The organism is Mesorhizobium sp. M0048 (assembly GCF_040323405.1).
In the GTDB taxonomy this organism is placed as follows: Bacteria; Pseudomonadota; Alphaproteobacteria; order Rhizobiales; family Rhizobiaceae; genus Mesorhizobium.
Genome location: NZ_JAMYUV010000004.1, coordinates 186,414 through 212,907 on the forward strand (window position 1 = coordinate 186,414; position 26,494 = coordinate 212,907).

Genomic DNA, 26,494 nt, shown 5'->3' on the forward strand with positions numbered 1-26,494 from the left:
AAAAACGACGATGGTTCTTGTCTCCAGGCTGGCATCGGTCTCCAGGCCGGCGCTTGGTCCTGCGGCCGCCGTTTTCTTGGCATTCGCCACGCTGATGACGGCTCAAGCCGCCGAGGGCATCGCGACTTTCGCCGGTCGCTCGAGGATCGTGGCTATTGGTGGCTCGATCACCGAGATCGTCTACGCGCTCGGCGAGCAGGATCGGCTGGTTGCCCGCGATTCGACCAGCCGTTACCCCGAGGCGGCGCTCAAGCTGCCTGATGTCGGCTACATGCGCCAGCTTTCGCCGGAGGGTGTGCTGTCGGTCAATCCGTCGGGCATATTGGCCCTGCACGGCAGCGGACCGAAGGAAGCCGTCGACGTCTTGAAGAAATCAAGCATACCGTTCATCGAGGTGCCCGAGCGCTATGATAATCAAGGCATTCTCGAAAAGATCCACATCGTCGGCAAGGCGCTCGGCACCGAGGCCAAGGCCGATGCGCTGGCGGCCCAGACAGACGCCAAGCTGAAGGCAGCTGAAAAGCAGACCGCCTCGATCAAGGAGCGCAAGCGCATCCTGTTCGTGCTGTCGATCCAGGGCGGCAGGCTGCTTGCCGCCGGCAGCGACACCGCCGCCGACGGCATCATCAAGCTGTCGGGCGGCATCAACGCCATCGATGGCTTTGCCGGCTACAAGCAATTGTCGGACGAGGCAGTCATCACCGCCAGGCCCGACGTGATCCTGATGATGAACAATGCCGGGCCGGCCACCGCGGATGACGAATTGTTTTCGAACCCTGCCGTGGCTTCGACGCCGGCGGGTGCCGCCCGCAAGCTGATCCGCATGGACGGCGGCTATCTGCTCGGCTTCGGCCCGCGCACGGCCGACGCCATCCATGATCTCGCCGTCTCGCTCTATGGCAGCCAGGTCGCGGATTGAGCGCGATGGCCGATCATTCGATCGCCGGTGCGACGGGCATCATGGCGACGGCAGGTGACCGTTCGCGGCGTGCCTGCCTCGTCATCGTGCTACTCTGCGTCGGGCTGGTTATCGCCGTGCTGTTGTCGCTGACCTCCGGCGCGTCCGATGCCTCGGCCATCGGTGTCATGCACAACTGGCTGTTCGGCGCGTTGCCCGGCGACGCGGCGTTGAGCGCCCGCGACCGCCTGATCATCCATGACATCCGTCTGCCGCGCATCATTCTGGGCGTGCTGATCGGTGCATCGCTTGCCGTCTCCGGTGCCGTCATGCAGGGGTTGTTCCGCAATCCGCTGGCCGACCCCGGCCTGATCGGCGTTTCGGCTGGATCGAGCCTCGGTGCGGTCGCCGTCATCGTGCTTGGTTCGACCATGCTGGCGCCGCTAACTTCGGCGCTCGGCACGCTGGCTCTGCCGCTGGCTGCGTTCTGCGGCGGGCTGGCGACGACATTGCTGCTCTATCGGGTCGCGACACGACAAGGCCGGACCTCGGTCGCCACCATGCTGCTCGCCGGCATCGCGCTGGCGGCGCTTGCCATGGCGCTGACCGGCATCCTGATCTTCATGGCCGACGACCGGCAATTGCGCGACCTGACCTTCTGGCAGCTCGGTTCGCTGGGCGGCGCAACCTGGCAGAAGATCGGCTCGGTCGGGCCGGTCATCGTGCTGGCGCTGGCGGCAATGCCGTTCCTGGCGCGCGGCCTCAACGCGCTGGCGCTTGGCGAGGCCACCGCCGGCCATCTCGGCATCCCGGTGCAGCGGCTGAAATACACCGCCATCATCGGCGTCTCGGCAGCGGTCGGCGCCTCCGTCGCGGTCAGCGGCGGCATCGGCTTCGTCGGTATCGTCGTACCGCATTTGCTGCGTTTGCTGATTGGCCCGGACAACCGCTATCTGCTGCCTGCATCGGCACTGCTTGGTGCGGCGCTGCTGCTTTTGGCCGACGCCGTCGCCCGCACCATCGTCGCCCCGGCCGAATTGCCGATCGGCATCGTCACCGCGGTCGCCGGCGCACCGTTCTTCCTGTGGATACTGCTGCGTAAGCGCGGCGTCATCGACCTGTGAGAGACTGTTTGGAAACTCTACTCTGGCGGCCATCTGATGGCGTTTTTCTGCGCTTCCGGTGCTCACGGACCCAAATGTCCGCTCCGCTCCGGTTCTCGAAACCACCACGATATGACTCGCCAGAGCGAATTTCGAAACAGTCTCTAAGAGGGTTTTTATGATCGAAGCGCGCGATGTCTCGGTGGCGATCGGCGGCAAGCGCATTGTCGCCAATGTCGATTTCGAGGCGCGGCCGGGCGAAATCGCGGCCATTGTCGGCCCCAACGGTTCGGGCAAGACGACCTTCCTCAGAGCAATGTCCGGCGATCTTGGCTATTCGGGAGAGGTCACCGTCAACGGCCGCAATCTATCGGCGATGAAGCCGGTCGAGGCGGCGACGGTCCGTGCAGTGCTGCCGCAGGCGACGACGCTGTCCTTCCCGTTCACCGTGCGCGAGATCGTCAGGCTAGGCCTGGTCGGCGGGCGCTCCGGCGCCTTGCCCGGCGAGGACCAGCGCCTGCCCGAACGGGCGCTGGCTCGCGTCGACCTCGAGGGTTTTGCCGGCCGCTTCTACCAGGAGCTATCCGGCGGCGAACAGCAGCGCGTGCAGCTTGCCCGCGTTCTGTGCCAGGTCTGGGCGCCGGTGCTCGACGGCAAGCCGCGCTATCTGTTCCTCGACGAGCCGGTGTCCAGCCTCGACATCAAGCACCAGCTAATCATCATGGACATCGCTCGCGATTTCGCCAGACGCGGCGGCGGCGTGGTCGCCATCCTGCACGACCTCAATTTGACGGCGATGTATGCCGACCGGATTTTGGTCATGCATCACGGCAGGCTTGCCGCTAAAGGTTCGCCGCAACAGGTGCTCAGCGACGAGCTGATCGAAAAGGTCTTCGATTGCCGGCTGAAGGTCGGCGTGTTGCCGGCGGCAAACATGCCGTTCGTACTGCCGCAATCGGCGGCTTAGGCAATCAGAGAACTCAAGCGGCCGGCGCCCTTTGCACCAGCATGTCGATGCCGAGCAGGTGCCGCACATTCGGGCGCGCCGCCACCAGATCGGCGATCGTGTAGCGCGACAGTACCGCGAAGAAGGCGTTGAGCGCTTCGCGCAATGCCGAATTCAAGGCGCAGCTGTCGACCAGCGGGCATTCGGCGGCATCGTTCTCGAAGCACTCGGCCATGGCAAAGCTTTCCTCAGTCACCCGCACGACATCGAACAGGCTGATTGATTCGGCCGCACGGCCGAGCCTGACGCCGCCATTCCTGCCGCGCACCGTTTCGATCAGCCCGTGCTCGACCAGCGGCTGCAGGATCTTGAACAGGAAAAGTTCCGATACCGAATAGGCGGCGGCGATCTCGGGGATGCGGCTCAACCGTTCGGTGTTGGCGGCGCAATACATCAGAATGCGCATGGCGTAGTTTGTCTGACGGGTAAGCCGCATCGTGTCCTCACATAGCAGTGGTTGGCGTCAATATGGCCTATAGTTTGGAACAATTCCAGACTGGCGCTGCATAATAGATGAATTTCGGCCTCAAGTTTGCGTGCACGATTGCGCGCGCTGAAACCAGCGGCGCGCTTTCCGGGGCAGGCGGCACTAGATAAGTTCGCATACACGATCAGGAGCGGCCCATCATGTCTCGACCAGCCCCGGCATTTGCATCTGTCGCGTCCGCCCGGTTCGATGCCGATGCCAAGCTTTCGGCGCTCAGGCGCACCAAGTTCGTTGCCGCCGCAGCACTTGCGTTTTGCGTGCTGGTCTTTGCGGTGGCGAAATCGCTCGAGAGCCGGCATGCGTGGCTGGGCTTCGTCGCCGCTTTCGCCGAGGCGGCGACGATCGGCGGGCTGGCCGACTGGTATGCGGTGGTGGCGCTGTTTCGGCGGCCGCTTGGCCTGCCAATCCCGCATACGGCCATCATCCCGGAAAACCAGAACCGCATCGCCGACAATCTCGGCCGCTTCATCGAGGTCAATTTCCTGGCGCCGGAACCGGTGCGCGAAAAGCTCGCCGAGGTGGACTTTTCGGCGCTGGTCGCGGACTGGCTGGCCGACCCGAACCGCGCCGCCGATTTGTCGCGTTTCGTTGGCCGGCTGGTGCCGCAGACGCTGGCAGCGGTCGAGCAATCCGGGCTGCGCGGATTCGTCACCAGCCGCATGCTGGAGCAGATCGAGAAGGTACCGCTGGCGCCGCTTGCCGCCGAGCTGCTGTCGGCGCTGACCGACGATCGCCGCCACCAGAAATTATTCGACGAGTTCACCAAGGTGGTCGGCCGCTTCCTGAGCGACGAGCAGGCGCTGGCGACGATGCGCGAGAAGATCCGCGAGGAACTGCCGTCGCTGTTCAACCTGTTTCGCGCCGACGCCTATCTGTTGAAGAAGATCGTTGCGTCGGCCGGCTCGCTGCTCGATGAGGTGCGGGCCGATCCGCACCACCCGATGCGAGCCGAATTCGACCTTTTCGTCGAAACCTTCGTCGAGCGGTTGAGGACATCCAAACAATATGCCAGGCGCGCCGAAAAGCTGAAGCGCGATTTCCTTGCCCGGCCGGAGCTCAGCGCGTTGGCCGGCGATATGTGGGACAGCCTGCGGCTGTTCATCGAACAGGACGCCAAGGCGCCGAATTCGATGATCCGCGACCATCTCGCCACCATGTTCGTCGAGGTCGGCCGCCATCTTGCCGACGACGCGCAGATCAGGGCCGACATGAACCAGGGCTTCATCGTGGCGCTGGCCTCCTTCGTCGAAAGCCAGAAAAGCGGCGTGTCGAAGTTCATCGCCGACCAGGTCAAGCGCTGGGACCTCGCGCAACTGACAAGGCTTATAGAAATGAACATCGGCAAGGACCTGCAATATATCCGCTTCAACGGCATGATCATCGGTGGCCTCGCCGGGCTCGTGCTCTACATCGCCGAACGGCTGTTTCTCGTCGGCTGACTCGTCCGAATGGACCGCTGAGCTTCGCTGCACTATCTTCGGTGCAGTGGCGGCGTTCACGGCAACAGGGGGAGAGAACCAGCATGGCAAAACGACCGGAGTCTGAGTCCTTCATCGACATGTTCGGCAAGTTCGGCCGCGACCTGAAGCTGCCGAATGTCGACGTCGAGGCGATCCTCGCCCACCACGCCAGGAATCTGGAAGCGCTGGAGAAGTCGGCCCGGGCGAGTGCCGCCGGAGCGTCGGCGCTGTTGTCAAGGCAACGCGAGATGCTGCAGGACACACTGCGCGAAATCACCGACATGGCACAAAACTACCGAGCGCCCGGCACTCCGCAGGAAATGATGCAGAAGCAGGCGGCGTTCGCCAGGAAATCCTTCGAGACCGTGCTGAAGAATGCCGGCGAGATGGCCGAACTGGCGAGGGCGTCCGGCACCGAATCGATCGAAATCCTGCGCAGCCGCATCAAGGAGGCGATGGAGGAGATCCGCGCCGGCCATCATAAGGGGTAAGCTGTTCCCCGGCAGCACGCTTGCCGGCAGCGAAGACCGGCGGTTCGCGGCCGAAGATTACGGGCTGGAATCGCACTGGCGAATTGACACGGGGGGCCGGTCGTGGTCCGGAACAGGCAAGCGATCGGGAAAGCAGGAATGACGCAGATACGGCCGAGGACGCCGCCGACCTTCGAGCAACTCAGGGCGATGGCCGGGCAGGAGTTGGGCGTTTCGGACTGGACGTTGGTCGATCAGCACCGCATCGACCAGTTTGCCCAATGCACTGGCGATCATCAATGGATCCATGTCGATCCCGAACGGGCGAAGCGGCAAAGCCCGTTCCGAACGACGATCGCGCATGGCTATCTGACCCTGTCGATCATCGGCGCGCTGGCGCTCGAGATGGGCATCGTGCCCGAAAACACGCAGGCCGCGTTCAATTACGGTTTCGACAAAGTGCGTTTCGTGGCGCCGGTCAGGGTCGGCTCGCGAATCAGGCTGCGCACCACGCTGTTGTCGATGGAAGACAAAGGTCCGGGGCAGTATTTGATGAAGGCCGCCAATACAGTCGAGATCGAAGGCGAGCAAAAGCCGGCGCTGACCGCCGAGACGCTCGTCATGCTTTATGCACGCCGCAAGCGGGCAGGGGCCTGAGGGCACAGCCTCAGGCCAGCAGGCTTCCGGCAGCGCAATCAACGCGACATCGCCTCTTCAAGCGCCCTGAAAATCCGGTCGTCGCCCGATTGGGCGACGTTGAAGCGCATGTAACGGCTGGCCGAAAGGGACAGGCTGAACGCATTGCCGGGCGCAAGCACGACGTTGGCCGACAAAGCGTGACGGGCGACGTCCGCGGCATCTATTTCCTCCGGCAGCCTGCACCATAAAAACATGCCGGCCGGCTGATCTATCCACGGCACGATGCCGATTGCTCTGAGCCGAGTGCCGGTTTCTTCCATGGCGCGCGAGAGCCGCGCGCGCAGCAGATCGACGTGCTTGCGATAGAGGCCGTCCTTCAGCAGCGTCAGCACCAGTTCGGATGCAAGTCGCCCGCTGCCAAAGGATGTGGCAATCTTGAGATCGGTCAAACCTTCCATCCAGTCGCGAGGAGCGGCGATGAAGCCGCAGCGCACCGATGCCGACAGCGTCTTGGAAAAGCTTCCGATATGGATGACCCGGCTGAGGCCGTCGAAGGCCGCCAGCCTGGGGGCGGGCGTGTGTTCGAAATCGGCGAAGATATCGTCCTCGATGATCGTCAGCCCCGACTGATCGGCGAGCTTCAGCACCCGATGGGCAACGACCGGGGACAATATCGCGCCGGTCGGATTATGGAGCGCCGAATTGGTGATGTAGAGGCGCGGCCGGTGCTCGTTCAGCGCCTGCGCGAACAGTTCGATGTCCGGCCCCGAGCGCGTGTAGGGGACGCTGATCACCTTGGCCTGATGGGCGCGCAACAGGGCATGGAAGTTGAAATAGCAGGGATCGTCAACCAACACCGTGTCACCCGGTTCGAGCAGGAACCGGCACAGCAGGTCGATCGCCTGAGTGCCCGATGCCGTCAGCATGATCTGTTCCGGGGACGCTTCGATGCCGTGCTCGGCCATGCGCCGCGCCAGCAGGTGTCGCAACGCCGGCAACCCGAGCGGCGTGCCGTAATCGGTCAGCGCTGCGTCGTCGGCGCGGGCCATCGTCCGCAGCGCGCGACGCAATCCGGCCTCGGGCATCCATGACGCCGGCAACCAGCCGCAACCCGGTTTCAGGACGCCGTCGCCGGCTTCCAGCGATTGGCGCGAGACCCAGAGCGGGTCGACAGCACGGTCAAGCCTGGGGCCGATCTCGGCCAGCGACAGCGGAGCCAGCGGTCCGGCGGCATAGAAGCCCGAGCCTGGCCGCGAGCGGATCATGCCTTCCGCCGCAAGACGTTCATAGGCTTCGACCACGGTGGATTTGGAAACCTGCATGGCCTTGGCGAAAGCCCGGATCGAAGGCAGCCGCATTCCCGGTGTCAGGCCGCGCGAGGCGATCCTGTGCCTGATCGTCGCCATGACGCTTTCGACAAGCGTCCGGCTGCCTTCATCTGTTGTCGTCTGCTCGTCCATCCGTACTGCTCGCCCCACCATGACAGTTTTGTCAAACTGTACCTGATTGTCTCTGGCGGAGCCATACGCACGGCCCGATAGAGGGCGAAATCAGCGGGGCATCTATGGACAAGGCGGCGAGTAGCTGGGCGGCGAGCAGTTGGGCGGCAAGTGGCTGGGTCAACGGGTTCATCGGCGTGCTGATCTTCAGCGGTTCGCTGCCGGCGACGCGCGTGGCGGTGATGGATTTCGATCCGGTGTTCGTAACGGTCGCCCGTGCGGCTTCGGCGGGCATCCTCGGCCTGGGGCTGCTGCTTCTCTTTCGCCAGAAGCGCCCGGAGCGGCGAGATCTGTTCCCGCTGGCGATCGTGGCGCTTGGCGTCGTGGTCGGCTTTCCCCTGCTGACGGCGCTGGCGCTCAAGCACATCACGTCGGCTCACTCCATCATTTTCGTCGGCCTGTTGCCGTTGGCGACCGCGATCTTCGGCGTGGTTCGAGGCGGCGATCGCCCGAAGCCGGCGTTCTGGCTGTTCTCCTGCCTCGGCAGCGCCCTTGTTGCCGGTTTTGCAGTCACGCAAGGCCTGTCGGTCTCGCCGCTCGGCGACATCCTGATGCTGGCCGCCATCATCGTGTGCGGATTGGGCTATGCGGAGGGAGCGGCGCTGTCGCGCAAACTCGGCGGTTGGCAGGTGATTTCGTGGGCGCTGGTGCTGTCGCTGCCGGTCATGCTGGCGCTGACGTTCATCACCATGCCGCCGTCGCTCGAAAGTGCCGGCAGGGGCGCATGGATAGGCTTGGCCTATGTTTCGCTGTTCAGCATGCTGATCGGTTTCGTGTTCTGGTATCGCGGCCTGGCGCAAGGCGGCATCGCCGCGGTCGGGCAGTTGCAACTGCTGCAGCCTTTCTTCGGCCTTGGGCTGGCGGCAGCGCTGCTGCATGAGCAGGTCAGTCCCGCCATGATCGCCGTCACCGCCGCCGTCGTGCTTTGCGTCGTCGGTGCCAAGAGATATGCAAAATAGGTGCGCCAGCACACTCTTGACTCGATACAATCGCGTCCAATTGATACCAAGAGCTGCCGACCTGGCGGAATGACGTCTCGAGGTGCCGAGTCGGCCAGAGTGGCACAAGGCGCGAGGTGGCCTCACGTCGGCGTGGCGGAAAAAGGGATGATTTTGGTGCCTGGGGTCCAGAAGATAGTTTTGTCCTCCGGCGGCGAGGTGGCCGTCCGGACGGCTGGTGACGCTTCCAAGCCCGCGCTCGTGCTGCTGCACGGCTTTCCTAGCTCTTCGCGGACGTTTCGCGACGTGATCGCGCCGCTCTCCGGCAGCGCCTATGTCGTGGCGCCTGACCTGCCGGGCTTCGGCGCGTCCGATCTGCCGCCCGAGCCATCGTTCGACATGCTGGCCGGCGCGATTGAAGAGCTGCTCTCGCGTCTCAACGTTGGCCGCAGGTTTCTTTATCTGCATGATTTCGGAACCCCGGTAGCGCTTCATCTCGCCATGCGCGCGCCGGAACTCGTCGAAGGCCTCGTTATCCAGAATGCCAATGCCCACCGCTCCGGTTTTGGTCCGCAATGGGCAGACACATTGGACTTCTGGGCTGCGCCGAATGCGGCGAATGAGCAGGCCGCCACCGCCCATCTGACCCTCGAGGGAACCCGCGACCAGTATGTCGCCGGCCTGCCCGGCGAGATCGCGGCGCAGATCGATCCAGGTGGTTGGATTGAAGACTGGCGGGTCATGTGCCTGCCGGGACGACTTGATCTGCAGAAGGCGCTCATTGCCGACTACGGCCGATATGTCGACCGGTTCGGGGAGGTGGCTGATTATCTGGCGAAGCATCAGCCCCGAGCGATGCTTCTTTGGGGTCGCCACGATGCCTTCTTCGACATTGCAGAGGTTCAATCCTGGCTTGTGGATCTTCCCCGGATGGAGGCTCACGTCTTCGACGCAGGACATTTCCTCCTGGAGACGCATGCGCTCAAGGCTGCTGAACTGATGCTGGAGTTCGTCGCCGGCGGCTCAGCTAAGCGCGCTGGCCGCGGCGACCAGAAATAGTCGAAAGGATCAGCGCCGCCACTACCAGGGCCGTCGCCACCTGGAAAGTGACCTGCATCCCTCGTGCGGCTGCCGCAGGTGCTAATATGGCCAAGCCAGTTCCTTCGCTTCCGGCAGCCGATGCGAAGGCAAACACCGCGCCCATCACCGACGCACCGGTGATCAGGCCGAGATTGCGCGACAGATTGAGAAGGCCGGAGACGACGCCGCGCTGGTCGGGTGCCACGCCGGTCATCACGGCTGAATTGTTGGAGGTCTGAAACAGGCTGTAGCCGGTGCAGACGATGATGATCGGCACGATATAGCCGGCAATACCGAATTCCGCCCGCGACAGAGCAAAAGTACCAATAGCGAGATCGAACAGGCCGACGATCGTGATCCGGTGCGCCCCGAAACGATCGACCAGGCGTCCGGCCGGCAGCGCCGCCAGTGCGGTAACCAGAGGGCCGGTCGACAGAACCAGCCCGACCATGGCTGCGTCCAGTCCGAGCGCACGCGACAGATAGAACGGCGCGACCACCAGCGTCGCCATCATGACGGTGGCGACGATCAGGTTCATGGCGAGGCTTGCGTTCAACGCCTGATCGCGGAACCTCGCAGGTTGAATCAAAGGGTTCTCGGTCCTTGTCTGCGCAATGACGAACAGCAGGCCAGCCACGGCGGCGGCAATCAGCAAACCGGCATTGAGGAAACCAAAACTGCCGCGCCCAAGCGTCATGGCGAGCGCATAGGCGGCCAGCGTCAGAGCAAGTAAGGCCGTGCCGATCCCGTCGAAACCGCGCCGATCTGGCGTCTTTTTTCCGGCCGGCAGGACGCGCCAGGCGAGCGCGAAGGCCAGCGCCCCCAACGGCAGATTGATGAGGAAGATCGCGCGCCAGCCGAGGCCGGCGATCAGCAATCCGCCAAGCGAGGGGCCAAGCGTGGTGCCGATCGCCGACATGGCGCCGAGCAGGCCCATGGCGCTGCCGGTTTTTCCCCGGGGGACCGTGTCCGCGACAAAGGCCAGCGTCAGAGCCATCATGACAGCCGCGCCGAGCCCCTGTGCCGCCCGTGTGGCGATCAGCAGCCAGAGCGTCGGGGCAAGCCCGCAGAGCACGGATGCGAAGGTGAACAGGGCAATGCCGCCGAGCAATAGCGGGCGGCGGCCGAATATATCGGCGAGCCGCCCGGCGCTGACGATCAAGGTGGTGATGGCGAGCAGATAGGCAAGGACGACCCATTGCACGAGCTGGAACGATGCGCCGAACGCTTGCATCAGCGATGGCAGCCCGACGCTGGCGATGCTGGTGGCGAGCGACGACAGCAGCGTTGAAAGCGACAGGCTTGCCAATGCCCATCGGGTCGAGCGTGCGCTCACCGGGGCAACTTTGTCCCAGGTCTTTTCAGCGGTCGATGCCAAGGTGAACTCCTTTGCCGTCAGCCCCAAATCGGAGCTGTCGGAGACTATTCCCTCGCATGATGTGGCGGAAGGCGCAGTATTTGCATCTTATTCATGCATAAAACGCCACATCACGCCGAGCTGTGCTATGGTCGTTCCATGTCGTCGCCAGATCTCAATCTGCTTGTCGCCCTCGATGTGCTGCTGACCGAGGGCAGTGTGGCGCGCGCGGCCGGGCGGCTGCGCCTCAGTCCCTCGGCGATGAGCCGGACGTTGGCGCGGTTGCGCCAGGCGACAGGCGACCCATTGCTGGTTCGGGCTGGCCGTGGCCTGGTTGCGACACCGCGCGCCCTCGAATTGCAGCAGCAAGTGGGCCGCGTCGTGCAGGATGCGGAAGCGCTGCTGCGTCCGGCCAGGCCCCTCGACCTCTCCGCTCTCGACAAGGTCTTCACGCTGCGCGCCAACGAAAGTTTTGTCGAGGAGTTCGCACCGCGTCTTGTGACCCGTGTCGAAGCGGATGCGCCCGGCGTGCGGCTGCGTTTTGCGCCGAAATCCGACAAGAGCGACATGTCGTTGCGCGACGCGGCGATTGATCTCGAAATCGGGGTTGCCAGTGAGACGAGCCCTGAAATGCGCATTCAGGCGCTGTTTCGCGACCGCTTCATCGGTGTGGTGCGAACGGGACATAAACTGAGCGAGGGCCCGGTGAGCCCGGAACGTTATGCGGCCGGTCGCCACATCAGCGTGTCGCGGCGTGGCCGCGAAAAGGGCCCGATCGACGAGGCCTTGAAACTGCTGGGTCTCCAGCGGACGGTTGCGTGCATGGTTTCCAGCTTCTCGGCCACGCTCGCCATGGCGCGCGCCTCCGATCTGATCGCCAGCGTCCCCGAACGGCACACGCTGGGCGCGCGCGCAGGCATGTACAGCTTCCCGTTGCCGGTCGATATCGAGGAGGTCACCATTTCGATGCTCTGGCATCCGCGGCTCGATGGCGATCCGGCGCAGCGCTGGCTGCGAGCCTGCGTGCGGGAGGTCTGCGCGTCGTTTCGTTGATCCAGAGTCGGGGCGTGATCTAGAATCTGGTCACCACGCCGATGCCGATGCCTTCGAAGCCGCCCATCGCCATCAAAGCGGCCGGCGCTTCCTCGAGGCTGATCTTCTTGCCGACCAGGAGTTCGGGTTTGAGCTTGCCGGTGCGGATCATCTCCATCATCGCCTGGTAGCGAAACGCCTGCATGCCGTGGCTGCCGCGGATTTCGAGCTCGAATGCGATCACCTTGTCCATCGGAATCTGCGGCCTGGCATGGTCGCCGAGCATCAGGCCGACCTGCACGTGGCGCCCGCGGCGGCGCAGGTTCGCGATCGAATTGAACGAAGTACTGGGGTGGCCGAGCGCGTCCATCGACATATGCGCGCCGCCATTGGTGATCTGCTTGACCGCCTTGACCACGTTGGGCGTCTTTGCCGCGTTGATCGTCGCCACCGCGCCGATCTTTTTGGCAAAGTCCAGCTTCTCGTCGGTGAGGTCGATGGCGACGACATTGGCGCCCATGGCGCTGGCGATCATGATCGCCGACAGGCCGACGCCGCCGCAGCCATGTACGGCCACCCATTCGCCGGGAGCCACGCGGCCCTGATCGACGATGGCGCGGAACGAGGTGACGAAGCGGCAGCCGAGGCTGGCGGCGGTGGCGAATTCCATCTCGTCGGGCAAGCGTACGAGATTGGTATCGGCATGGTCGATGGCGACATATTCGGCGAACGACCCCCAGGCGGTGAAGCCGGGCTGGAACTGGTGCTCGCAGACCTGGTGGTTGCCCGACGTGCATTCGAAGCAGCGGCCGCAGCCGACGGCAAACGGCACGGTGACGCGCTCGCCGCCCTTCCAGCGGGTCACCTGGTTGCCTGCGGAGACCACGACGCCGGCCAGTTCGTGGCCCGGCACATGCGGCAGCCGGATGCCGTCGTCGTGGCCCATCCAGCCATGCCAATCGCTGCGGCAGAGGCCAGTCGCCTCCACCTTGATGACGACGCCTTCCGGCGAAGGCGTCGGATCCGGCACGGTCTGAATCGTCGGCGCCTCGCCGAATTTTTCGAAGACGACGGCTTTCATGTTAAGGGTTTCATAAGTTTCAATTCACCAAGGGCGCATTCGTCAGGCGGTTGTTCGGAGTTAGCTTGATGCCGGCGGCGTGTCGAGAAGCGGTTGCCGCTTTCGAAACCACTCGCTCGCTTCAGTATCCCACGGCCAGATGCCTTCGGTCGTAGGATAGATAAGCTGCATAACCCTGAAGCCCAGGCCGTCGTAGAACCAGATGTCCCAACCGAAATGTTCAGGGTAGTGCTCAACATGGACCGAGCCGAACTGACAGTCGAAGCCGCCTATGAAACCAGACGATCGCTGCCCGATGCGGAAAATCTCGCCGTTGCACACCCGTCTGCAGTATTGGTTGATGACAGACTGGGAAAGCTCTGGCTTCAGCCCGACAACGACCAGTTCAGGAGCATTGAAATTGTGCTCTATCCCAACCGAGTAGCTGAAAGGCGGATGCTCGCCTTCTTCCAGCACATACAGAATGTGGCAGCCATATTCTTCGATGTCGGCGAGCGTTTTCGCTTCATCTGGATCTTTGGCTTCTCTATTCGGCATCGATCTGGTTCTCCGGCGCGGCCTTCTGGAACCCCGGCAGCGCCATGCAGGCGGCATTGATGCGCGAGATCGTCGGGTAGGGCGTCATGTCGACGCCGAAGCGGGCATTGCTGGTGACCTGTGCGACCAGGCAGATATCGGCCAGCCCCGGCGTGTCGCCATGGCAGAATGTCTTGGTCTCGGGCGAGGAAGCCAGAATCTTTTCAAGCGGCTGGAAGCCTTCGTTGACCCAGTGCCGGAACCAGTTGACGACATCCTGGTCGCCGGCGCCGAACAGCGTGCGCAACGAGGTCAGCACGCGCAGATTGTTCACCGGATGGATGTCGCATGCGATCATCTGCGCCAGCATCCTGACGCGGGCGCGGCCAGACGCATCCTTGGGCAGCAGCGGTGGCTCAGGGGTGGTCTCGTCAAGATATTCGATGATCGCCAGCGATTGCGTCAGCAGCGTGCCATCGCTGAGGACCAGCGCCGGCACCAGCCCTTGCGGATTGACCGCGAGGTAGGCGGGATCCAGATGCTCGCCGTGGCGCAAATGATGCGGCACGTACTCGTAGGCCAAGCCCTTCATCTCCAGCGCGATCCGCACCCGGTAAGAGGTCGAGGAACGGTAGTAGTTGTGAAGGACGATATCGCTCATTGTGTCACGGGCTCGGTTGGCCGATGGTCAGTTCGATTTCGCCGATGCCGTCGACGCCGCCGGTGATCTTTTCGCCCGGCCCAACGGCGCCGACGCCGGCCGGCGTGCCGGTGAAGATCAGGTCGCCGGGCCTAAGTTCTACCGCCTCGCTGCAAATCGAGACGATGTCGGGAACCGGCCAGATCAGTTCGGCAAGGTCGCCGTCCTGCCTGATCTCGCCGTCGACCGCGAGCCAGATGCGGCCCTTCTCGGGATGACCGGATTGTTGCGCCGGGACCAGCGGGCCGCAGGGCGCTGAACGGTCGAAGGCTTTCGACCAGTCCCACGGTCGTGCCGCCTTTTTCGCCTCGTCCTGAAGGTCGCGGCGGGTCAGGTCGACGCCGACGCCGTAACCCCAGACATGGTTCAGCGCCCGCTGGCGCGGGATGCGAAAGCCGGTCTTGCCGATCGCGACGACCAGCTCGATTTCGTGATGCAGGTTTTGGGTCAGCGGCGGGTAGGGGATCGTGGCGCCCGAACGGACTACCGCGTCGACCACTGCGTCGCCCGGTTTGGTGAAGAAGAAGGGCGGGTCGCGCTCGTCATTGCCGAACTCGCGGGCATGGGTGGCATAGTTGCGGCCGACGCAGAATATGCGGCGCACCGCAAAACGCTCCGGCGAGCCGGCGACGGCCACCGACGGGGTTGCGGGCAGGGGAAGGACGAAGCCGGTCATGCACTGTCTCTGTTCAGTGGATCTGTCGCCGGCACATTCGGCCGATTTGGGCAAACGGGCAAGGCATTGGATGGCGGAGGAGCAGGCCTGCCGCACGGTGCCGCGGAAATCGTCGGTCCATTCTGCTTTAGCCAGCCAAGATGGCAATGTACTATTTGGCAATAAGCTGGCCATGGTTGCCGGACTATTCTAGACCAGACCAGACCGAACCGAAGTGAAGCTAATGACCGCAGTCAACGATCGCGCCCGGTTCCTCATCATCGACGACCATCCGCTGTTTCGCGAGGCCCTGCACAGCGCAGTGCAGATGGCCTATCCGGAGGTCGACACGGTGGAAGCGCGCTCGATTGCCGAGGCGCTCGAGCTTCTGACGGATGCCAAGCCGTTCGACCTCGCATTGCTCGATCTCAGTATGCCCGACGTGCATGGCTTTGACGGGCTGCTGCAGCTCAGGACGCGTTATCCGCGCCTGCCGGTCGTCATCGTCTCCGGCTATGAGGAGCCGAAGATCATTTCCGAGGCGCTGTCCTACGGCGCGGCCGGCTTCATCCCGAAATCGGCACGCAAGAGCGATCTTGCCGCGGCCATCCGCTCGGTGATGGAAGGTGCGATCTATGTTCCCCAGACCTATGAGGGCCGGCCGCCCGACGCCGACAGCACCGACCGCGCCGAGATGGTACAGCGCCTGGCCACGCTGACGCCGCAGCAGCTCAAGGTGCTGCAGATGCTGCGCCAGGGCCTGCTCAACAAACAGATCGCCTACGAGCTGCAGGTCGGCGAGACCACGGTCAAGGCGCATGTCTCGGAAATCCTGCGCAAGCTCAACGTCTACAGCCGCACTCAGGCGGTGATCGAGGTCTCGAAGCTGGACAATGCCGAGCTGTTTCGCGATCCGGCGGGGTTTTGATCGCACGGAGGTGGCGCGTCTTCTGGTTGGCCGATCGGACGATGACATTGATGACAAATACGGCTGTAATTATTGTCGATCCTCGCTCGAGAGTGACGGCAGCCAACCAGAGCCTTCTGAGCATTGATTTCGGACGTCGACAAAAACGCCGCCGCCACAATTTTCCAAAGAGGAAACTGCTGGCCGCTGCCTCCAATTAGCGATCGAGCGATGATATTGGACGCTCGCTCAAACGGTTCGTCTAAGAGGATGAAAAAGCGGAAAAAATCTCTCACCTCGCTGAGAGGGTAGGAGCCCTTGCTCGTCTCCAAGAGCCACAGACCATGATCGTATCGCAACTGGAATTCTTGCACTGCCTACAAACCCTCAAAGTGAACAAGGACCAATATGCGAAAATCCAATAACGAGCGTTCGTCGTGTCCATTGTATACATGGAACACCTGATCCCTTGCGCAAAGCTACCGCCTCTGAGACGTCAAGCCAGCACATGCGCCAGCACGCCGCGCAGTCGCGCCGGCTTCAGCGGCTCATGTCGCAGAAAACCGCAGCCCCGTCATTCCATGCGACTCATACATGTACTTGAATTTATCAGAAACAATTATATGGAATCTCGTCCCGAAGTTGTCATTCAGGCGAAAAATATCAAACTCGGTCGAGAAACCATCAACGAGCCTTAGCTGATCAATGCGGTATATGTCTCCGTCTTCAAATGTTTCGAAAATAGACTCGGAAAAGTCGAACCCTTTTATCTCCTCCATGGGTACATATATTTTCAAGTCGCCCCTATCCGTCTTGGACGTATAAAAGAGGTGCTTGCTTCTCGAAACAATCGGACCAAACGCCTCGAATATCTCGCGCTTTGCAAACAAGACGCCTGGATGAGAGCTTGGTACGAAATCCGAGATAGGCAGCGGCCGCTCGTCATCAAAGCGAAAAAGCAACTTACTTTTGTCGACAGGCCCAGCCTCCTCCATCTCGAGGAAAGCCTGGGATCCATTTGTATTTCCGTCGTCGACGAGAATACAGTAGTCTCGGGCGTTTTCTTCTATTCTCCAATGCATCCTTGGCCTTTTCAAAATTTGGTACTGCCTGAAGCAGTTCGCCCATGCCCTCAGATGGGATCAAGCCAGCAGATGCGCCAGCAGCGCCCGGAGCTGCGCGGGCTTCAGCGGCTTGCGCATCAGCTCGATGCCAGCGGCGCGGGCGGCGTTGGCGACGGTCTCCGAACCGTCGGCGGTGACGATCAGCGCCGGCACGGCGCGGCCGAGATAATCACGGACCTCGGCGATTGTGGTGGTGCCGAGGTCGCCGCCGTCGAGATGCTGGTCGGCTATGACAATATCTGGCAACCAGTCGGTATCGCCAAGCAGGTCGAGCGCGTCACCGGTCGAGGTGGCGGGACGTACCAGGCATTGCCAGCGCTCGAGCAGGGAGGTCATCGCCTGCAGCACCTCGATGTCGTTCTCGACCAGCAGCACCCTTGTGCCGAACAGACCGTACCCGCGCGGCCGCTCCATGTCGACGGTGCCGGCGATTGGATCGGCCGTGTCGCCGATCCCGACCGGAACGTCGATATGGAAAATCGTGCCATGTCCGACCTTCGACGAAAACGTGACGGGATGGCCGAGTGCCGCGGCGATGCGGCGCACGATGGCCAGCCCCAACCCCAGCCCGCCGGCGGCAAGCCCGGCATCCGTGGGGATCACGCCCCGATGGAATTCCTCGAACACCGCCTCGCGCTGGTCGTCGGGGATGCCGCAGCCGGTATCGGCGACGTCGATGCGGATCGTGTCGCCGCGATGCCTGGTGCCGACCAACACGCCGCCCGAGCGGGTATAGCGCAGTGCATTGGACAGGATGTTCTGCAGGATGCGGCGCAGCAAGGTTCGGTCTGAACGAACGAGCGCATCGACCGGCCGGAACTTCAGCGTCAGCCCCTTCATCTCCGCGACCGGCTGAAAATCCGAGCGCAGAGACGAAAACAGCGTCTCCAGGCTGACATCGGTGATGTCGGGCTGCACGACGCCGGCATCGAGCTTGGAAATGTCGAGCAAGGTGCGGAGCAGGTCCTCCATCGTCTCCAGCGATCGCTCGACCTGGCGGACCAGGTTTCTGCCTTCCTCGCTGGTCTGTACTTCGGCAAGCGCCGAGACCGACAGATGCGCGGCGTTCAGCGGCTGCAGCACGTCATGGCTGGCGGCCGCAAGGAACCTGGTCTTGGACAGGTTCGCCAGCTCGGCGTTTTCCTTGGCTGCATTCAAGTCGATGTTCGACTGCTCCAGCCGGCGCAAGGTCGAATGCAGCTCTTCGGTGCGGCTGCGCACCCGGCTCTCAAGCGAAATGGCGGTCTGGAACAGCGAAAAGGCATTGCCTTGCTGGTCCATGGAGCGCTCGACGCGGCTGATCAGCGCGGCGTTGATCTTCTTCAGCCTTTCCAGGTCGTCGATGTTCCTGAGCGGCATGCCGGATTTCCTACTCCGCCGCTTCGGCCGCATTGCGTTCACCGAAGGCGATGCCGGTGAAGGTCTGGTTCAGATGCATCGAACGGTACTGTTCGCCATAGGTGCCGAAGCCGAGGACGTTGTTGACCTTGTAGAGTTCCGAAATCTCGCGATAGACCTGCCGATTGCGCGCGTCGAGCCGGCGCAGCACGCAGTCGAAACCGAGGATCAGGTCGATGCCGCCAAGCCTTTCACTGACGTCGCTGAGAGCGGCGCGGGTCGCCTCGACCATGTCCTTAGGCTGGGCGACGGCAAGCACGACACCATCGTCGATGGCGCAGAAGAACGACAGCGAGCCGTCCGCGTGCATCTTCTGGATTGAACGGCAGTAAAATTCGCCGCCGACTTTCACCACCACCGGGTGCGAGGCAAAACTCAGTGGCGTCAGCATCTGCGCGACGACGCCGACCGAGGCGGCATATTCCTCGGCGGCAATGGTGGCGTTGAATTCGCGCACGATGCGGTGGTCGGGATCGGATGCCGTCACCACCAGCTTCTCGTCGGTGGGAACGAAATTGTCGGTCTTGAACACGTGGAAAGGAATTTCCGTGGTGATCAGCACGATGATGGCGCTGTCGGAGGTCACTTTGCCGTTCGAGATCAGCCGCGTTGTCTCGAATTTCAAATCATCGCCAGCCGAACCGCCGATTAATGGAATATCGTCGAGCCCCCAATGGATGGCGGAGGTCACCGCTTCTTCGGCATAAGACAGGCCGTCGATCAAGCAGAGCGCGAAAGTGGTGTCGGCTCGCTCGTGCCCGAAGCGCTCGCGTAATGACCGCCTCAGCGCCTCGACTTCGCCGGTAATCCCGTCCATGCCCGATGAGGACAGATTTTCGACCATGGTGCTGGCTGCCGAAAACGATGCGGAGGGAAGCAGCATAGCCAGGATCTGGCCTTCCTCCAGCCCTTTGGGCGTTATCTCACCGGCCGTCGAGCAACCGGCATAGTGGAGCGCCGGCGCGTGGGTCTTCAGCGCTTCCGACAGGGCGACGGCCTCTATGAGTCTCTGCGAGAAAAACAGGAGGGCAAACCCGGCGTCAATGGCCACTGCTTCCGCTGCCACCGCCCGGGCGAACGCATCCGCGTCGGATTCGTCGGTGGTGAGCACCGAGAGGCCGCATGCATAGCGCGTCCGTGACTTGGCCAGCGGCTTCCTCCTCCATTTCCTCCGACGCTTTTTTTTGTGCGCGTCTGGCGCGCCGGCGTCGAGGTCATTGTTGTCTTGAAGCGGCGCTTTGGCAATGAGCCAACATGATGGATTTGAAGTTTCTACCGTTTGACGGCGTCAGCGCAGCCGCTGACGGACGGAAGGTGTGCGTCCCGTCGGGCGTGTCGTTATCTCGCACTTGCACAAAGTTGTAGTGCACTGCAATATAGCTGAGAATGCGGCCTTGAGCCCGCCTTTTGCAGAGGGGACCGGCATGACGGACATCTCCGCGACGCGTCTTGTCGTGGCCAGGCCTGTCGCCGACACATCGTCAAGGGCGAGGCTTGCCTATCTCGACGGCTGGCGCGGCCTGTCGATCGCGCTGGTGCTGATCGGCCATTTCTTCCCCGTCCCCGGCATCAATCTCGGCGTCCTGGGCGTCGAATTCTTCTTCGTGCTCAGCGGCCGGCTGATGGCCGAGATCCTGTTCGTCGAATACTATCCGCTGAAGAAATTCTTCAAGCGCCGGTTCTCCCGCATCTATCCGGCACTGCTGGTTTTCGTCGTCGTCGCGATGATCGCCTTGTCCGGCACGTTCATCGCCTTCAAGTGGAAGGCGGCGCTGACGGCGCTGACGTTCACCTACAATTACGCCGGAGTTCTCGTTACCCGCGCCGGCGCGCTCGACCATATCTGGTCGCTCTGCGTCGAAGAGCATGCGTATATCATTCTGGCTCTGATCAGCGTCGTCGTCCGGGGACGGTCCCGCGTCATCATGCTGCTCGGCGCTTTGTCGCTGCTGGCCATGGCGAACGGCGCCATCTCCTACTGGGTGCTCGCAATAGGCTACGAGGGCACCTATTGGCGCACTGACGTGCACATCGCCTCGATCCTGCTGTCGACGGTGTTATGCCTGCTCAAGGCCGACGACAGGCTGCCGGCGCTGCTCAAGGGGCCGCATGTTGCCCTGGCGGCCACAGTCGTGGCTGTGCTCCTTTTCATGGCTGCCGTGCCAACCCCCATTCACTATCTGGTCGCGGTGCCGCTGCTGGCGCTCGCCGTCAATTTGCTCGACTTCAGCAGCCGCTACCTGACCAGGTTTCTGTCGTCCCTGCCAATGACGATGCTGGGGCTGTGGTCGTATTCGCTCTATCTGTGGCAGCAGCCCTTTTATCAATTCGTCGACATACAAGGCAGTTCGCCGTGGCTGATGCTGGCGGCGGCGTTCGCTTGCGCGCTGTGCAGCTACTACATCATCGAAAGGCCGGCCCGCTCCTGGCTGAACCGCAATTGGTAGGGCGAACGGCGCCCGCCGTTTTAGCCGGCGATCCGCCTTGCATAATACCGCACGGCTTTCCTGCCACCGTGGATTACCGCGTCGCCCACTTCCGCAAAGCCGAGTGCGGCATGGAAGGCGTCCGAAGCCGGATTGGGCGGCTCGGCATTGACTTCGCAGGTGACGATCGCCTGGCTGGCGCGTGACGCCTGCTCGAACAGATCCTCATACAGCCGGCGGGCATGGCCGCGCCCGCGCGCTGCAGCGGCGACCACGACGCGATCGACATAGACGAACCGCGGGTAACGATCGCGAAACCACAGGAAGTTCGGGCTATCGTAGCTGGCGTCCTGGTCGAAGGTCATGATGAAGGCTTCGAGCGAACCGATACGGCGCGCGTAAAACGCTTCGCCGAGCAGGAAGGAAAGGCGCTCGGGTTCGAGCCACGACAATTCGGCGGCGTGCTCGTTGTTGAGCGCGAGGACGGCCGGCTCATCACGCGGCGAAACCCGCTCGATCGGCAAACGCGTTTCGATCATGTTTTTTCTGTCTTCCGGGATCATGTCCGGACGGCGGCGATGGTCGCCGCCACCATCGCCTCGTCGGTCCCGGTGTTGCGGTATTCGCGGTCGAGATCGGTGCCGCCCATGCCGACCCTTGGGTTGCGGTAACGCATAGCACTCGGCACCTCCTTGAGCGCGGCGAAATGCATTTCGCTCAACCCGGTTTTCCTCCGCACCTTGCCGATGTTCTCTGGGTCAAGCCCGCCGCAGCCGAGGATGATGATGCGGTCGCCGGCCTGCCTGACAAGATCGGCGAGCAGGTCAGCGCCCTCGAGCGCCGTGTCGCGCTGGCCGCTGGTCAGCACGCGGCCGACCTTGCAGCGGATCAGTGTCTCCAGCGCCTCTGTCGGGTCGCGCGTCATGTCGAAGGCGCGGTGGCAGGTGACGTTCAATCGCCCCGCCGCCTGCACCAGTTCGCTCATGCGCTGTTCATCGATCGTGCCGTCGGCATTAAGGCAGCCGATAACGACACCGGCGACGTCGGTGTCGGCAAGCGCGTGGACATCGGCGAGCATCGAACGATATTCGGCTTCGCTATAGAGAAAATCACCGCCGCGCGGCCGCACGATGACGTGGAACGGGATCGTCGCCAGCTCGAGCGCCGTGCGCACCGTGCCGAAGCTCGGTGTGATGCCGCCTTCGATCAGGCTGGCACAGAGCTCGACACGGTCGGCGCCAGCGGCTTGCGCGGCCAGCAGGCCGTCTATGCCTTCGACGCAGATCTCGATCAGCGGCAGGCGAGGGCGTTCGGTCTCGGGCATGGGGGATCCATTCATGATTTCAGCTGGCCAGCGGTAGCATCGGGCCTAGTGCGATGAAAGCCGGAACTGTTGGCTCAATGTGCTTGCGCCTGCCATTCCGCCGCTTGACACATTCATAACTTCAGAGTTATGCGTAAACGATAGCTGCTGGGTTATTGGTTCTCGTGGAGAGCGCGTTGGTGAACAGACCAGCCAAACCCCAAACAACGGGTCCGAAGTTATGACTGGAGCAACTACAGTCGAAACCAAATCCATTGTCGTCGAGCGTCTCATACCGCACGCGGCTGAAAAGATATGGCGCGCACTGACCGTGCCGCATCTGGTTGCCGAATGGCTGATGAAGAACGACTTTGCGCCTGTGCAAGGCCATCGCTTCACCTTTCGCGCGACGCCTGTACCGGGCTGGTCCGGCGTGACGAACTGCGAGGTGCTGAAGATCGAGCCGCCGCGCCTACTCGCCTACAGCTGGGGCGACGGCACCGAATCCGACAGCGGTCTGAAGACCGTCGTGACATGGTCATTGACGCCCGAAGGTACGGCGACCCGGGTGCGCATGGAGCATTCCGGGTTCCGGGCCGAGGACGAGCGCGGGTACGTCGGAATGGGAAGCGGCTGGCCGCGCATTCTCGAGCGGCTTGAGCAGGTGACTGCCTCGCAAAGCTGAAGATCCCTGCGCTCGCCGCAACGCGGCGGCCGGCGAACTGACAGAGCCAAGGATGTCGAGACCCCGGATGTGATGCTCATTCCCCGGGCCCGGCAGGCGCTGCTCGCGCTGGACAAGTCGACGGAAACGGCCGATCTGTCCTATGTGACGCGCAAGCTCGTCCATTTGCGCGCCAGCCAGATCAACGGATGCAGCGTCTGTATCGATATGCATGCGCCAGAATTGAAGAAGGCCGGTGAAAAGGACGAGCGCGTCTTCACCGTGTCCGCCTGGCGGGAAACACCTTACTTCACCGACGCCGAGCGCGCCGCACTGGCGCTGACCGAGGCGGCAACCCGGTTGGCTGACCGGCCGGATCCGGTGCCGAAAAGGCCCTTGCCGCCCTGGTCATCCAGATTGCCCTGATCAACGCATTCAACCGGCTCAACGCAACTACCAGGCAGATGATCGGCGCCTGGGGCTGAACGGGGCCGGGTTCTCGAAAGGTCACATCAGATACGCAGCTTGTGAGCGTTCGCGCGCACGAAGTCGATGAAGGCCCGCAGCTTCGGCGGTACGAGGCGGCGGCTGGGATAATAGAGGTGGAGCGGCTCGTAAGCGGGACAGAAAGGCTCCAGCACCTTGACCAGCGCGCCTGAGGCAAGAAGCGGCGCGGCGAGGCCCTCGACCGCGAAGGCGAGGCCAAGCCCTTGCGCGGCGGCGGTAATGCACAGCGGAAGCGTGTTCGCGACCAGATATGCGTCCGGCGTGAATGCGACTTCGCGTCCCTCCACGATGAACTCCCATGGCGAAATCGCGCGGGTGAGGGCGAATGCGATGCAGCGATGGGCGGCGAGGTCGGCCGGCCGCTTCGGCGTACCATTGCGCGCCAGATAGTCCGGGCTGCCCACCACGACCATCTGCAAGGGCCCGCCCAGACGCGCGCCGATCATGTCTTTGTCGAGAAGCTCGCCGATGCGCAGACCGGCGTCGAAGCCCTCGGCGGCGATGTCTACGAAGCTGTCGTCGAAAATCAGACTAAGCCGCACTTCGGGATAAGCATCCATGAACGGCCGCATCAGTGGCTCGATCAGCAGCGGGGCGGCGATCCAGGGCAGGCTGAGGCGCAGCGTGCCGGCGGGACGGTCGCGAGCTTCGCGCAGTGCCGCACCAGCCGCCTGGATATCTTCGGCTGCCGGGCGCACGTGGTCGAGGTATTGAGCGCCAGCTTCGGTCAAGCCAACGCTGCGAGTCGTCCGATTGAGCAGCCGCACCCCCAGACGCTCCTCGAGCCCCTTGACCGCCTCGCTCAACGAGGCCGGAGCGACGCCGAGCTCGGCGGCGGCGCGGGTGAAGCTTTTGGCCTCCGAAACTTTTACGAAAGCGACGATGCCGCTGAACTGGTCGAGGCGCATTGTAAGGATTTTCCAAATAGCCCTGTCGAATTCTACTGGTTTTTCCGGTGAACAAAAGGCGTCATGTTGAATCCGACGAACGGGCCTCGGTGTTGGGAACGGCTCGAACAGGGAAGGAAACAGGACCGATGACCAGGCTTGCTTCGCTCGCCGCCGCCGCTCTTCTGGCGGTGTCTGCCGCCCCGGCGAATGGCGGCCCGCTGGAAGACAGCAACATCCAACTCGTCAAGGACTACTACGCCGCTTATGCGACCGGGAATCCCGAGGCCGTCCGGCCCTTCCTCGCACCCGACATCGTGTGGCGCATTCCCGGCCATCATCCGCTTGCCGGCGACAAGCGCGGGCCGGACGAGGTGGTCGCCTTCTTCCGCGGCTTGGCCGACGGCAAATTCAAGGCCGAGCCGATCTTCTTCCAGGCGCAAGGCGACCTTGTCGTCGATGTCCATCGCGGCTGGTCGAATGTCGGCTCGGGTCCCGAGATCGACCAGCTCTACGCCCTGATGTTCCGCATCAAGGACGGCAAGATCACCGAGGCACAGAATTTTTTGACCGACATGTACCAGTCGGACGCCTTCTACTGGGCGCATTACCTGCTGAAGCCATTGCCCGGCCGACTTGCTGGCGAGCGCTGAGACGGCGGTCTTTTTCGCAACGCCGCGGTTCTCACTCCAAGCTAAAGGAGACTTGCAATGTTTAAAGCCCTGACATTTGCTGCAGCAACCGCCGTAGCGCTCGCCGCGTCCAATGCCGCCGCCGCACCGCGCGTCGAGCGCGTCACATTCTCCTCGCACGGTGAGCAGATCGTCGGCGAACTCTATCTGCCGGAGGATCTGGACGCGGCAAAACCTCGGCCCGCGCTGGTCGTGACCGGCGCCTGGATGACGGTGAAGGAACAGATGCCGGCCCGCTACGCCCGCGAGATGGCGGATCGCGGGTTCGTCGCCCTGACCTTCGATTTTCGCGGTTGGGGCGAAAGCGGCGGCATACGCCGCCAGTACGAGGATCCTAAGGCCAAGATCGCCGACATAGAAGCGGCGGTCGCCTATCTCGCGACCCGGCCCGAGACCGATCAGGACCGCATCGGCGGCCTCGGCATTTGCGCCAGCTCCGGCTACATGGTCACTGCCGCCGCCGAAGATACCGCGATCAAGTCGGTCGCTCTCGTCGCGCCCTGGTTGCAGGATGCCGAAGTGGTCGAGCAGACCTATGGCGGCAAGGAAGGCGTCGCCAGGCTTGAGGCCGCGAGCGATGCGGCAGAGGCCGCGTATCGCCGCACCGGCAGACAGGCGTTGCTGCCGGCCGCCAGCTTGAGCGACGATCGCGCGATCATGTTCAAGGTGCCTTATTACACCGAACCCGATCGCGGCATGATCCCGGCCTGGCGTAACGAGGCCGATCCGGCCTTCTGGCGCGGCTGGCTGAGGTTCGACGCCATCCAGGCTGCCCCGCGCCTGCACCAGCCCTTTCTGATGGTGCATAGCGAGGCGGCTGCCATTCCGCAGGGTGCGCACAAGTTCTACGCGCGGCTGACCAGTTCCAGGCAGGAGCTGTGGCTCGACAACGTCACCCAATTCGATTTCTACGATCGCGCCGCGCCGGTGAAGGCGGCGAGCGACGCCGTCGCCGCGCACTTCCGCGCGACACTGGGCAGTGCGGGGGAGGCGGGACAATGAGCGTCGTCACCCGCCGGCATATCCTGGCCGCGGCGGTTTCCGCCGCGATGATTTCCGCCGTCTCGGCGTCCGTTTCGAGCGCCTCGGGAGCTGCGCTGATGGTTGAAGACAGGATGGCCATCGCCGAGGCAGTGGCGGGGATCGGGCTGTATGCCGATCTGCGTGATTGGAACCGGGTCAAATCCTATTTCGCGGCCCGCGTCACGACCGACTATACCAGCCTCTTCGGCGGCGCAGCCGCGACCAGCGGCCGAGACGCGCTGATCGCGCAGTGGCAAGGACTGCTTCCAGGCTTCGACGCCACCCAGCACCTCATCACCAACATCATTGTCGAAGGCGCAGGCAATGACGCGGTTGCGCGCAGCCATGTCCGCGCAACCCACTGGATCGGCGGGCGTTTCTGGACGGTCGGCGGCCGCTATCTCCACCGGCTGGTGCGGGGGCCGGAAGGCTGGCGCGTCAAGGCAATCTCCATCCGCCGCTTGTACGAAGAGGGGGATCGCGCCGTTCTGGCCGCTGCGGCCGACCGGGTAAAGGCGGAGGCCAAATGAGTGTTCGGGTTTGCGCATGCCCAGCCACGCGGCGAGGTTGCTCGGAGCATCGGCAACGTGAATATTGATCGAAAATGTCGGGGCAGGCTTGGCGCATGCGGCATTAGTGCCG

Annotated in this window: 28 protein-coding genes and 1 pseudogene; 16 read left to right on the plus strand and 13 right to left on the minus strand. The window is 63.1% G+C overall.

Annotation, left to right across the window (positions count from 1 at the left end):
• Positions 1-10: 10 nt before the first annotated feature.
• The 3 genes from NKJ84_RS06410 to NKJ84_RS06420 all read left to right on the plus strand — a co-directional run bounded on the left by NKJ84_RS06410 (position 11) and on the right by NKJ84_RS06420 (position 2,968).
• On the plus strand, positions 11-919 hold the full coding sequence (locus NKJ84_RS06410) for a heme/hemin ABC transporter substrate-binding protein (protein WP_352505794.1): 909 nt from the start codon (positions 11-13) through the stop codon (positions 917-919).
• A gap of 5 nt (positions 920-924) precedes the next feature.
• A complete protein-coding gene (locus NKJ84_RS06415) occupies positions 925-2,022 on the plus strand; it encodes a FecCD family ABC transporter permease (protein ID WP_352505795.1) in 1,098 nt (365 codons plus the stop codon).
• Between the two features lie 157 nt (positions 2,023-2,179).
• A complete protein-coding gene (locus NKJ84_RS06420; protein WP_352505796.1) occupies positions 2,180-2,968 on the plus strand; it encodes a heme ABC transporter ATP-binding protein in 789 nt (262 codons plus the stop codon).
• Positions 2,969-2,981: 13 nt separating this feature from the next.
• Here NKJ84_RS06420 and rirA read toward each other — a convergent pair whose 3' ends face one another.
• Positions 2,982-3,443, minus strand: coding sequence for an iron-responsive transcriptional regulator RirA (gene rirA / locus NKJ84_RS06425; RefSeq protein ID WP_352477664.1), 462 nt, complete (start codon positions 3,441-3,443; stop codon positions 2,982-2,984).
• 191 nt (positions 3,444-3,634) lie between these two features.
• On the opposite strand from rirA, the gene NKJ84_RS06430 reads away from it, so the two are divergent.
• The 3 genes from NKJ84_RS06430 to NKJ84_RS06440 all read left to right on the plus strand — a co-directional run bounded on the left by NKJ84_RS06430 (position 3,635) and on the right by NKJ84_RS06440 (position 6,081).
• On the plus strand, positions 3,635-4,933 hold the full coding sequence (locus tag NKJ84_RS06430) for a DUF445 domain-containing protein (protein WP_352477666.1): 1,299 nt from the start codon (positions 3,635-3,637) through the stop codon (positions 4,931-4,933).
• Between the two features lie 83 nt (positions 4,934-5,016).
• Positions 5,017-5,445: a phasin family protein gene (locus NKJ84_RS06435; RefSeq protein ID WP_352505797.1), complete on the plus strand. Its 429-nt coding sequence runs from the start codon at positions 5,017-5,019 to the stop codon at positions 5,443-5,445.
• A gap of 138 nt (positions 5,446-5,583) precedes the next feature.
• Complete coding sequence (locus NKJ84_RS06440) at positions 5,584-6,081, plus strand: MaoC family dehydratase (protein ID WP_352505798.1); 498 nt, start codon at positions 5,584-5,586, stop codon at positions 6,079-6,081.
• Between the two features lie 38 nt (positions 6,082-6,119).
• Here the strand turns inward: NKJ84_RS06440 and NKJ84_RS06445 are convergent, their stop codons facing one another.
• A complete protein-coding gene (locus tag NKJ84_RS06445) occupies positions 6,120-7,523 on the minus strand; it encodes an aminotransferase-like domain-containing protein (protein WP_352505799.1) in 1,404 nt (467 codons plus the stop codon).
• Between the two features lie 104 nt (positions 7,524-7,627).
• On the opposite strand from NKJ84_RS06445, the gene NKJ84_RS06450 reads away from it, so the two are divergent.
• Positions 7,628-8,521, plus strand: a complete 894-nt coding sequence (locus NKJ84_RS06450; RefSeq protein ID WP_352505800.1) for a DMT family transporter — start codon at positions 7,628-7,630, stop codon at positions 8,519-8,521.
• Between the two features lie 156 nt (positions 8,522-8,677).
• Entirely contained in the window at positions 8,678-9,559 is an 882-nt protein-coding gene (locus tag NKJ84_RS06455) for an alpha/beta fold hydrolase (RefSeq protein ID WP_352505801.1), read from the plus strand.
• On the opposite strand, the gene NKJ84_RS06460 is transcribed toward NKJ84_RS06455, so the two are convergent.
• Positions 9,528-10,958, minus strand: coding sequence for an MFS transporter (locus tag NKJ84_RS06460; RefSeq protein WP_502904011.1), 1,431 nt, complete (start codon positions 10,956-10,958; stop codon positions 9,528-9,530). The genes NKJ84_RS06455 and NKJ84_RS06460 overlap by 32 nt on opposite strands.
• Before the next feature lie 138 nt (positions 10,959-11,096).
• Here NKJ84_RS06460 and NKJ84_RS06465 point away from each other — a divergent pair, with 138 nt between their 5' ends.
• Positions 11,097-11,990 (plus strand): LysR family transcriptional regulator, encoded by an 894-nt coding sequence (locus NKJ84_RS06465; RefSeq protein WP_352505868.1) that lies wholly within the window; start codon positions 11,097-11,099, stop codon positions 11,988-11,990.
• 19 nt (positions 11,991-12,009) lie between these two features.
• On the opposite strand, the gene NKJ84_RS06470 is transcribed toward NKJ84_RS06465, so the two are convergent.
• From NKJ84_RS06470 to NKJ84_RS06485, 4 genes are read right to left on the minus strand one after another with little or no spacing between them, the layout of a single operon-like run.
• Positions 12,010-13,050, minus strand: coding sequence for a zinc-dependent alcohol dehydrogenase family protein (locus tag NKJ84_RS06470; protein ID WP_352505802.1), 1,041 nt, complete (start codon positions 13,048-13,050; stop codon positions 12,010-12,012).
• Positions 13,051-13,110: 60 nt separating this feature from the next.
• The gene (locus tag NKJ84_RS06475) at positions 13,111-13,587 is read right to left on the minus strand and encodes a DUF4262 domain-containing protein (RefSeq protein ID WP_352505803.1); all 477 of its coding nucleotides are present in this window, start codon (positions 13,585-13,587) and stop codon (positions 13,111-13,113) included.
• Positions 13,577-14,227: a maleylacetoacetate isomerase gene (gene maiA, locus NKJ84_RS06480; RefSeq protein WP_352505804.1), complete on the minus strand. Its 651-nt coding sequence runs from the start codon at positions 14,225-14,227 to the stop codon at positions 13,577-13,579. Before maiA ends, NKJ84_RS06475 begins: the two co-directional genes overlap by 11 nt.
• Positions 14,228-14,231: 4 nt before the next feature.
• Positions 14,232-14,942: a fumarylacetoacetate hydrolase family protein gene (locus NKJ84_RS06485; RefSeq protein ID WP_352505805.1), complete on the minus strand. Its 711-nt coding sequence runs from the start codon at positions 14,940-14,942 to the stop codon at positions 14,232-14,234.
• A gap of 223 nt (positions 14,943-15,165) precedes the next feature.
• On the opposite strand from NKJ84_RS06485, the gene NKJ84_RS06490 reads away from it, so the two are divergent.
• Complete coding sequence (locus tag NKJ84_RS06490; protein ID WP_254818245.1) at positions 15,166-15,849, plus strand: response regulator; 684 nt, start codon at positions 15,166-15,168, stop codon at positions 15,847-15,849.
• Positions 15,850-16,376: 527 nt separating this feature from the next.
• Here NKJ84_RS06490 and NKJ84_RS06495 read toward each other — a convergent pair.
• The 3 genes from NKJ84_RS06495 to NKJ84_RS06505 are packed head-to-tail and all read right to left on the minus strand — an operon-like array spanning position 16,377 to position 19,461.
• Positions 16,377-16,910, minus strand: a complete 534-nt coding sequence (locus tag NKJ84_RS06495; protein WP_352505806.1) for a hypothetical protein — start codon at positions 16,908-16,910, stop codon at positions 16,377-16,379.
• A gap of 60 nt (positions 16,911-16,970) precedes the next feature.
• The gene (locus tag NKJ84_RS06500; RefSeq protein ID WP_352505807.1) at positions 16,971-18,311 is read right to left on the minus strand and encodes an ATP-binding response regulator; all 1,341 of its coding nucleotides are present in this window, start codon (positions 18,309-18,311) and stop codon (positions 16,971-16,973) included.
• A gap of 10 nt (positions 18,312-18,321) precedes the next feature.
• On the minus strand, positions 18,322-19,461 hold the full coding sequence (locus tag NKJ84_RS06505) for an FIST N-terminal domain-containing protein (protein WP_352505808.1): 1,140 nt from the start codon (positions 19,459-19,461) through the stop codon (positions 18,322-18,324).
• A 313-nt stretch (positions 19,462-19,774) separates the two neighbouring features.
• Here NKJ84_RS06505 and NKJ84_RS06510 point away from each other — a divergent pair, with 313 nt between their 5' ends.
• Entirely contained in the window at positions 19,775-20,797 is a 1,023-nt protein-coding gene (locus NKJ84_RS06510; protein WP_352505809.1) for an acyltransferase family protein, read from the plus strand.
• A gap of 20 nt (positions 20,798-20,817) precedes the next feature.
• Here the strand turns inward: NKJ84_RS06510 and NKJ84_RS06515 are convergent, their stop codons facing one another.
• Both NKJ84_RS06515 and NKJ84_RS06520 read right to left on the minus strand, forming a co-directional pair.
• On the minus strand, positions 20,818-21,315 hold the full coding sequence (locus tag NKJ84_RS06515; RefSeq protein WP_352505810.1) for a GNAT family N-acetyltransferase: 498 nt from the start codon (positions 21,313-21,315) through the stop codon (positions 20,818-20,820).
• Between the two features lie 20 nt (positions 21,316-21,335).
• Positions 21,336-22,100, minus strand: coding sequence for a copper homeostasis protein CutC (locus NKJ84_RS06520; RefSeq protein WP_352505811.1), 765 nt, complete (start codon positions 22,098-22,100; stop codon positions 21,336-21,338).
• A gap of 220 nt (positions 22,101-22,320) precedes the next feature.
• Here NKJ84_RS06520 and NKJ84_RS06525 point away from each other — a divergent pair, with 220 nt between their 5' ends.
• Both NKJ84_RS06525 and NKJ84_RS06530 read left to right on the plus strand, forming a co-directional pair.
• Positions 22,321-22,764 carry an SRPBCC family protein gene (locus NKJ84_RS06525; RefSeq protein WP_254818252.1) on the plus strand — a complete coding sequence of 148 codons (444 nt, stop codon included), beginning with the start codon at positions 22,321-22,323 and terminating at the stop codon, positions 22,762-22,764.
• 72 nt (positions 22,765-22,836) lie between these two features.
• Positions 22,837-23,228: pseudogene (locus tag NKJ84_RS06530) on the plus strand (carboxymuconolactone decarboxylase family protein).
• 27 nt (positions 23,229-23,255) lie between these two features.
• On the opposite strand, the gene NKJ84_RS06535 reads toward NKJ84_RS06530, so the two are convergent.
• Entirely contained in the window at positions 23,256-24,158 is a 903-nt protein-coding gene (locus NKJ84_RS06535; RefSeq protein WP_352505812.1) for a LysR family transcriptional regulator, read from the minus strand.
• 128 nt (positions 24,159-24,286) lie between these two features.
• Between NKJ84_RS06535 and NKJ84_RS06540 the strand changes: the two genes are divergently transcribed.
• From NKJ84_RS06540 to NKJ84_RS06550, 3 genes are read left to right on the plus strand one after another with little or no spacing between them, the layout of a single operon-like run.
• Positions 24,287-24,790 (plus strand): nuclear transport factor 2 family protein, encoded by a 504-nt coding sequence (locus tag NKJ84_RS06540; RefSeq protein ID WP_352505813.1) that lies wholly within the window; start codon positions 24,287-24,289, stop codon positions 24,788-24,790.
• Positions 24,791-24,847: 57 nt separating this feature from the next.
• Positions 24,848-25,831: an alpha/beta hydrolase gene (locus tag NKJ84_RS06545; RefSeq protein WP_352505814.1), complete on the plus strand. Its 984-nt coding sequence runs from the start codon at positions 24,848-24,850 to the stop codon at positions 25,829-25,831.
• Positions 25,828-26,382, plus strand: a complete 555-nt coding sequence (locus tag NKJ84_RS06550) for a nuclear transport factor 2 family protein (RefSeq protein ID WP_352505815.1) — start codon at positions 25,828-25,830, stop codon at positions 26,380-26,382. Before NKJ84_RS06545 ends, NKJ84_RS06550 begins: the two co-directional genes overlap by 4 nt.
• Positions 26,383-26,494 lie beyond the last annotated feature (112 nt).

Bases quoted from the DNA above. Each gene is read 5' to 3' on its own strand.
- NKJ84_RS06490 (WP_254818245.1), top strand. From the start codon at position 15,166: ATGACCGCAGTCAACGATCGCGCCCGGTTCCTCATCATCGACGACCAT.
- NKJ84_RS06545 (WP_352505814.1), top strand. From the start codon at position 24,848: ATGTTTAAAGCCCTGACATTTGCTGCAGCAACCGCCGTAGCGCTCGCC.
- NKJ84_RS06410 (WP_352505794.1), top strand. From the start codon at position 11: ATGGTTCTTGTCTCCAGGCTGGCATCGGTCTCCAGGCCGGCGCTTGGT.
- NKJ84_RS06550 (WP_352505815.1), top strand. From the start codon at position 25,828: ATGAGCGTCGTCACCCGCCGGCATATCCTGGCCGCGGCGGTTTCCGCC.
- NKJ84_RS06495 (WP_352505806.1), bottom strand. From the start codon at position 16,910: ATGCATTGGAGAATAGAAGAAAACGCCCGAGACTACTGTATTCTCGTC.
- NKJ84_RS06540 (WP_352505813.1), top strand. From the start codon at position 24,287: ATGACCAGGCTTGCTTCGCTCGCCGCCGCCGCTCTTCTGGCGGTGTCT.
- maiA (WP_352505804.1), bottom strand. From the start codon at position 14,227: ATGAGCGATATCGTCCTTCACAACTACTACCGTTCCTCGACCTCTTAC.
- NKJ84_RS06450 (WP_352505800.1), top strand. From the start codon at position 7,628: ATGGACAAGGCGGCGAGTAGCTGGGCGGCGAGCAGTTGGGCGGCAAGT.
- NKJ84_RS06535 (WP_352505812.1), bottom strand. From the start codon at position 24,158: ATGCGCCTCGACCAGTTCAGCGGCATCGTCGCTTTCGTAAAAGTTTCG.
- NKJ84_RS06475 (WP_352505803.1), bottom strand. From the start codon at position 13,587: ATGCCGAATAGAGAAGCCAAAGATCCAGATGAAGCGAAAACGCTCGCC.
- NKJ84_RS06415 (WP_352505795.1), top strand. From the start codon at position 925: ATGGCCGATCATTCGATCGCCGGTGCGACGGGCATCATGGCGACGGCA.
- NKJ84_RS06485 (WP_352505805.1), bottom strand. From the start codon at position 14,942: ATGACCGGCTTCGTCCTTCCCCTGCCCGCAACCCCGTCGGTGGCCGTC.
- NKJ84_RS06525 (WP_254818252.1), top strand. From the start codon at position 22,321: ATGACTGGAGCAACTACAGTCGAAACCAAATCCATTGTCGTCGAGCGT.
- NKJ84_RS06510 (WP_352505809.1), top strand. From the start codon at position 19,775: ATGACGGACATCTCCGCGACGCGTCTTGTCGTGGCCAGGCCTGTCGCC.
- NKJ84_RS06465 (WP_352505868.1), top strand. From the start codon at position 11,097: ATGTCGTCGCCAGATCTCAATCTGCTTGTCGCCCTCGATGTGCTGCTG.
- NKJ84_RS06515 (WP_352505810.1), bottom strand. From the start codon at position 21,315: ATGATCGAAACGCGTTTGCCGATCGAGCGGGTTTCGCCGCGTGATGAG.
- NKJ84_RS06420 (WP_352505796.1), top strand. From the start codon at position 2,180: ATGATCGAAGCGCGCGATGTCTCGGTGGCGATCGGCGGCAAGCGCATT.
- NKJ84_RS06520 (WP_352505811.1), bottom strand. From the start codon at position 22,100: ATGCCCGAGACCGAACGCCCTCGCCTGCCGCTGATCGAGATCTGCGTC.
- NKJ84_RS06500 (WP_352505807.1), bottom strand. From the start codon at position 18,311: ATGCCGCTCAGGAACATCGACGACCTGGAAAGGCTGAAGAAGATCAAC.
- rirA (WP_352477664.1), bottom strand. From the start codon at position 3,443: ATGCGGCTTACCCGTCAGACAAACTACGCCATGCGCATTCTGATGTAT.
- NKJ84_RS06440 (WP_352505798.1), top strand. From the start codon at position 5,584: ATGACGCAGATACGGCCGAGGACGCCGCCGACCTTCGAGCAACTCAGG.
- NKJ84_RS06430 (WP_352477666.1), top strand. From the start codon at position 3,635: ATGTCTCGACCAGCCCCGGCATTTGCATCTGTCGCGTCCGCCCGGTTC.
- NKJ84_RS06445 (WP_352505799.1), bottom strand. From the start codon at position 7,523: ATGGACGAGCAGACGACAACAGATGAAGGCAGCCGGACGCTTGTCGAA.
- NKJ84_RS06435 (WP_352505797.1), top strand. From the start codon at position 5,017: ATGGCAAAACGACCGGAGTCTGAGTCCTTCATCGACATGTTCGGCAAG.
- NKJ84_RS06470 (WP_352505802.1), bottom strand. From the start codon at position 13,050: ATGAAAGCCGTCGTCTTCGAAAAATTCGGCGAGGCGCCGACGATTCAG.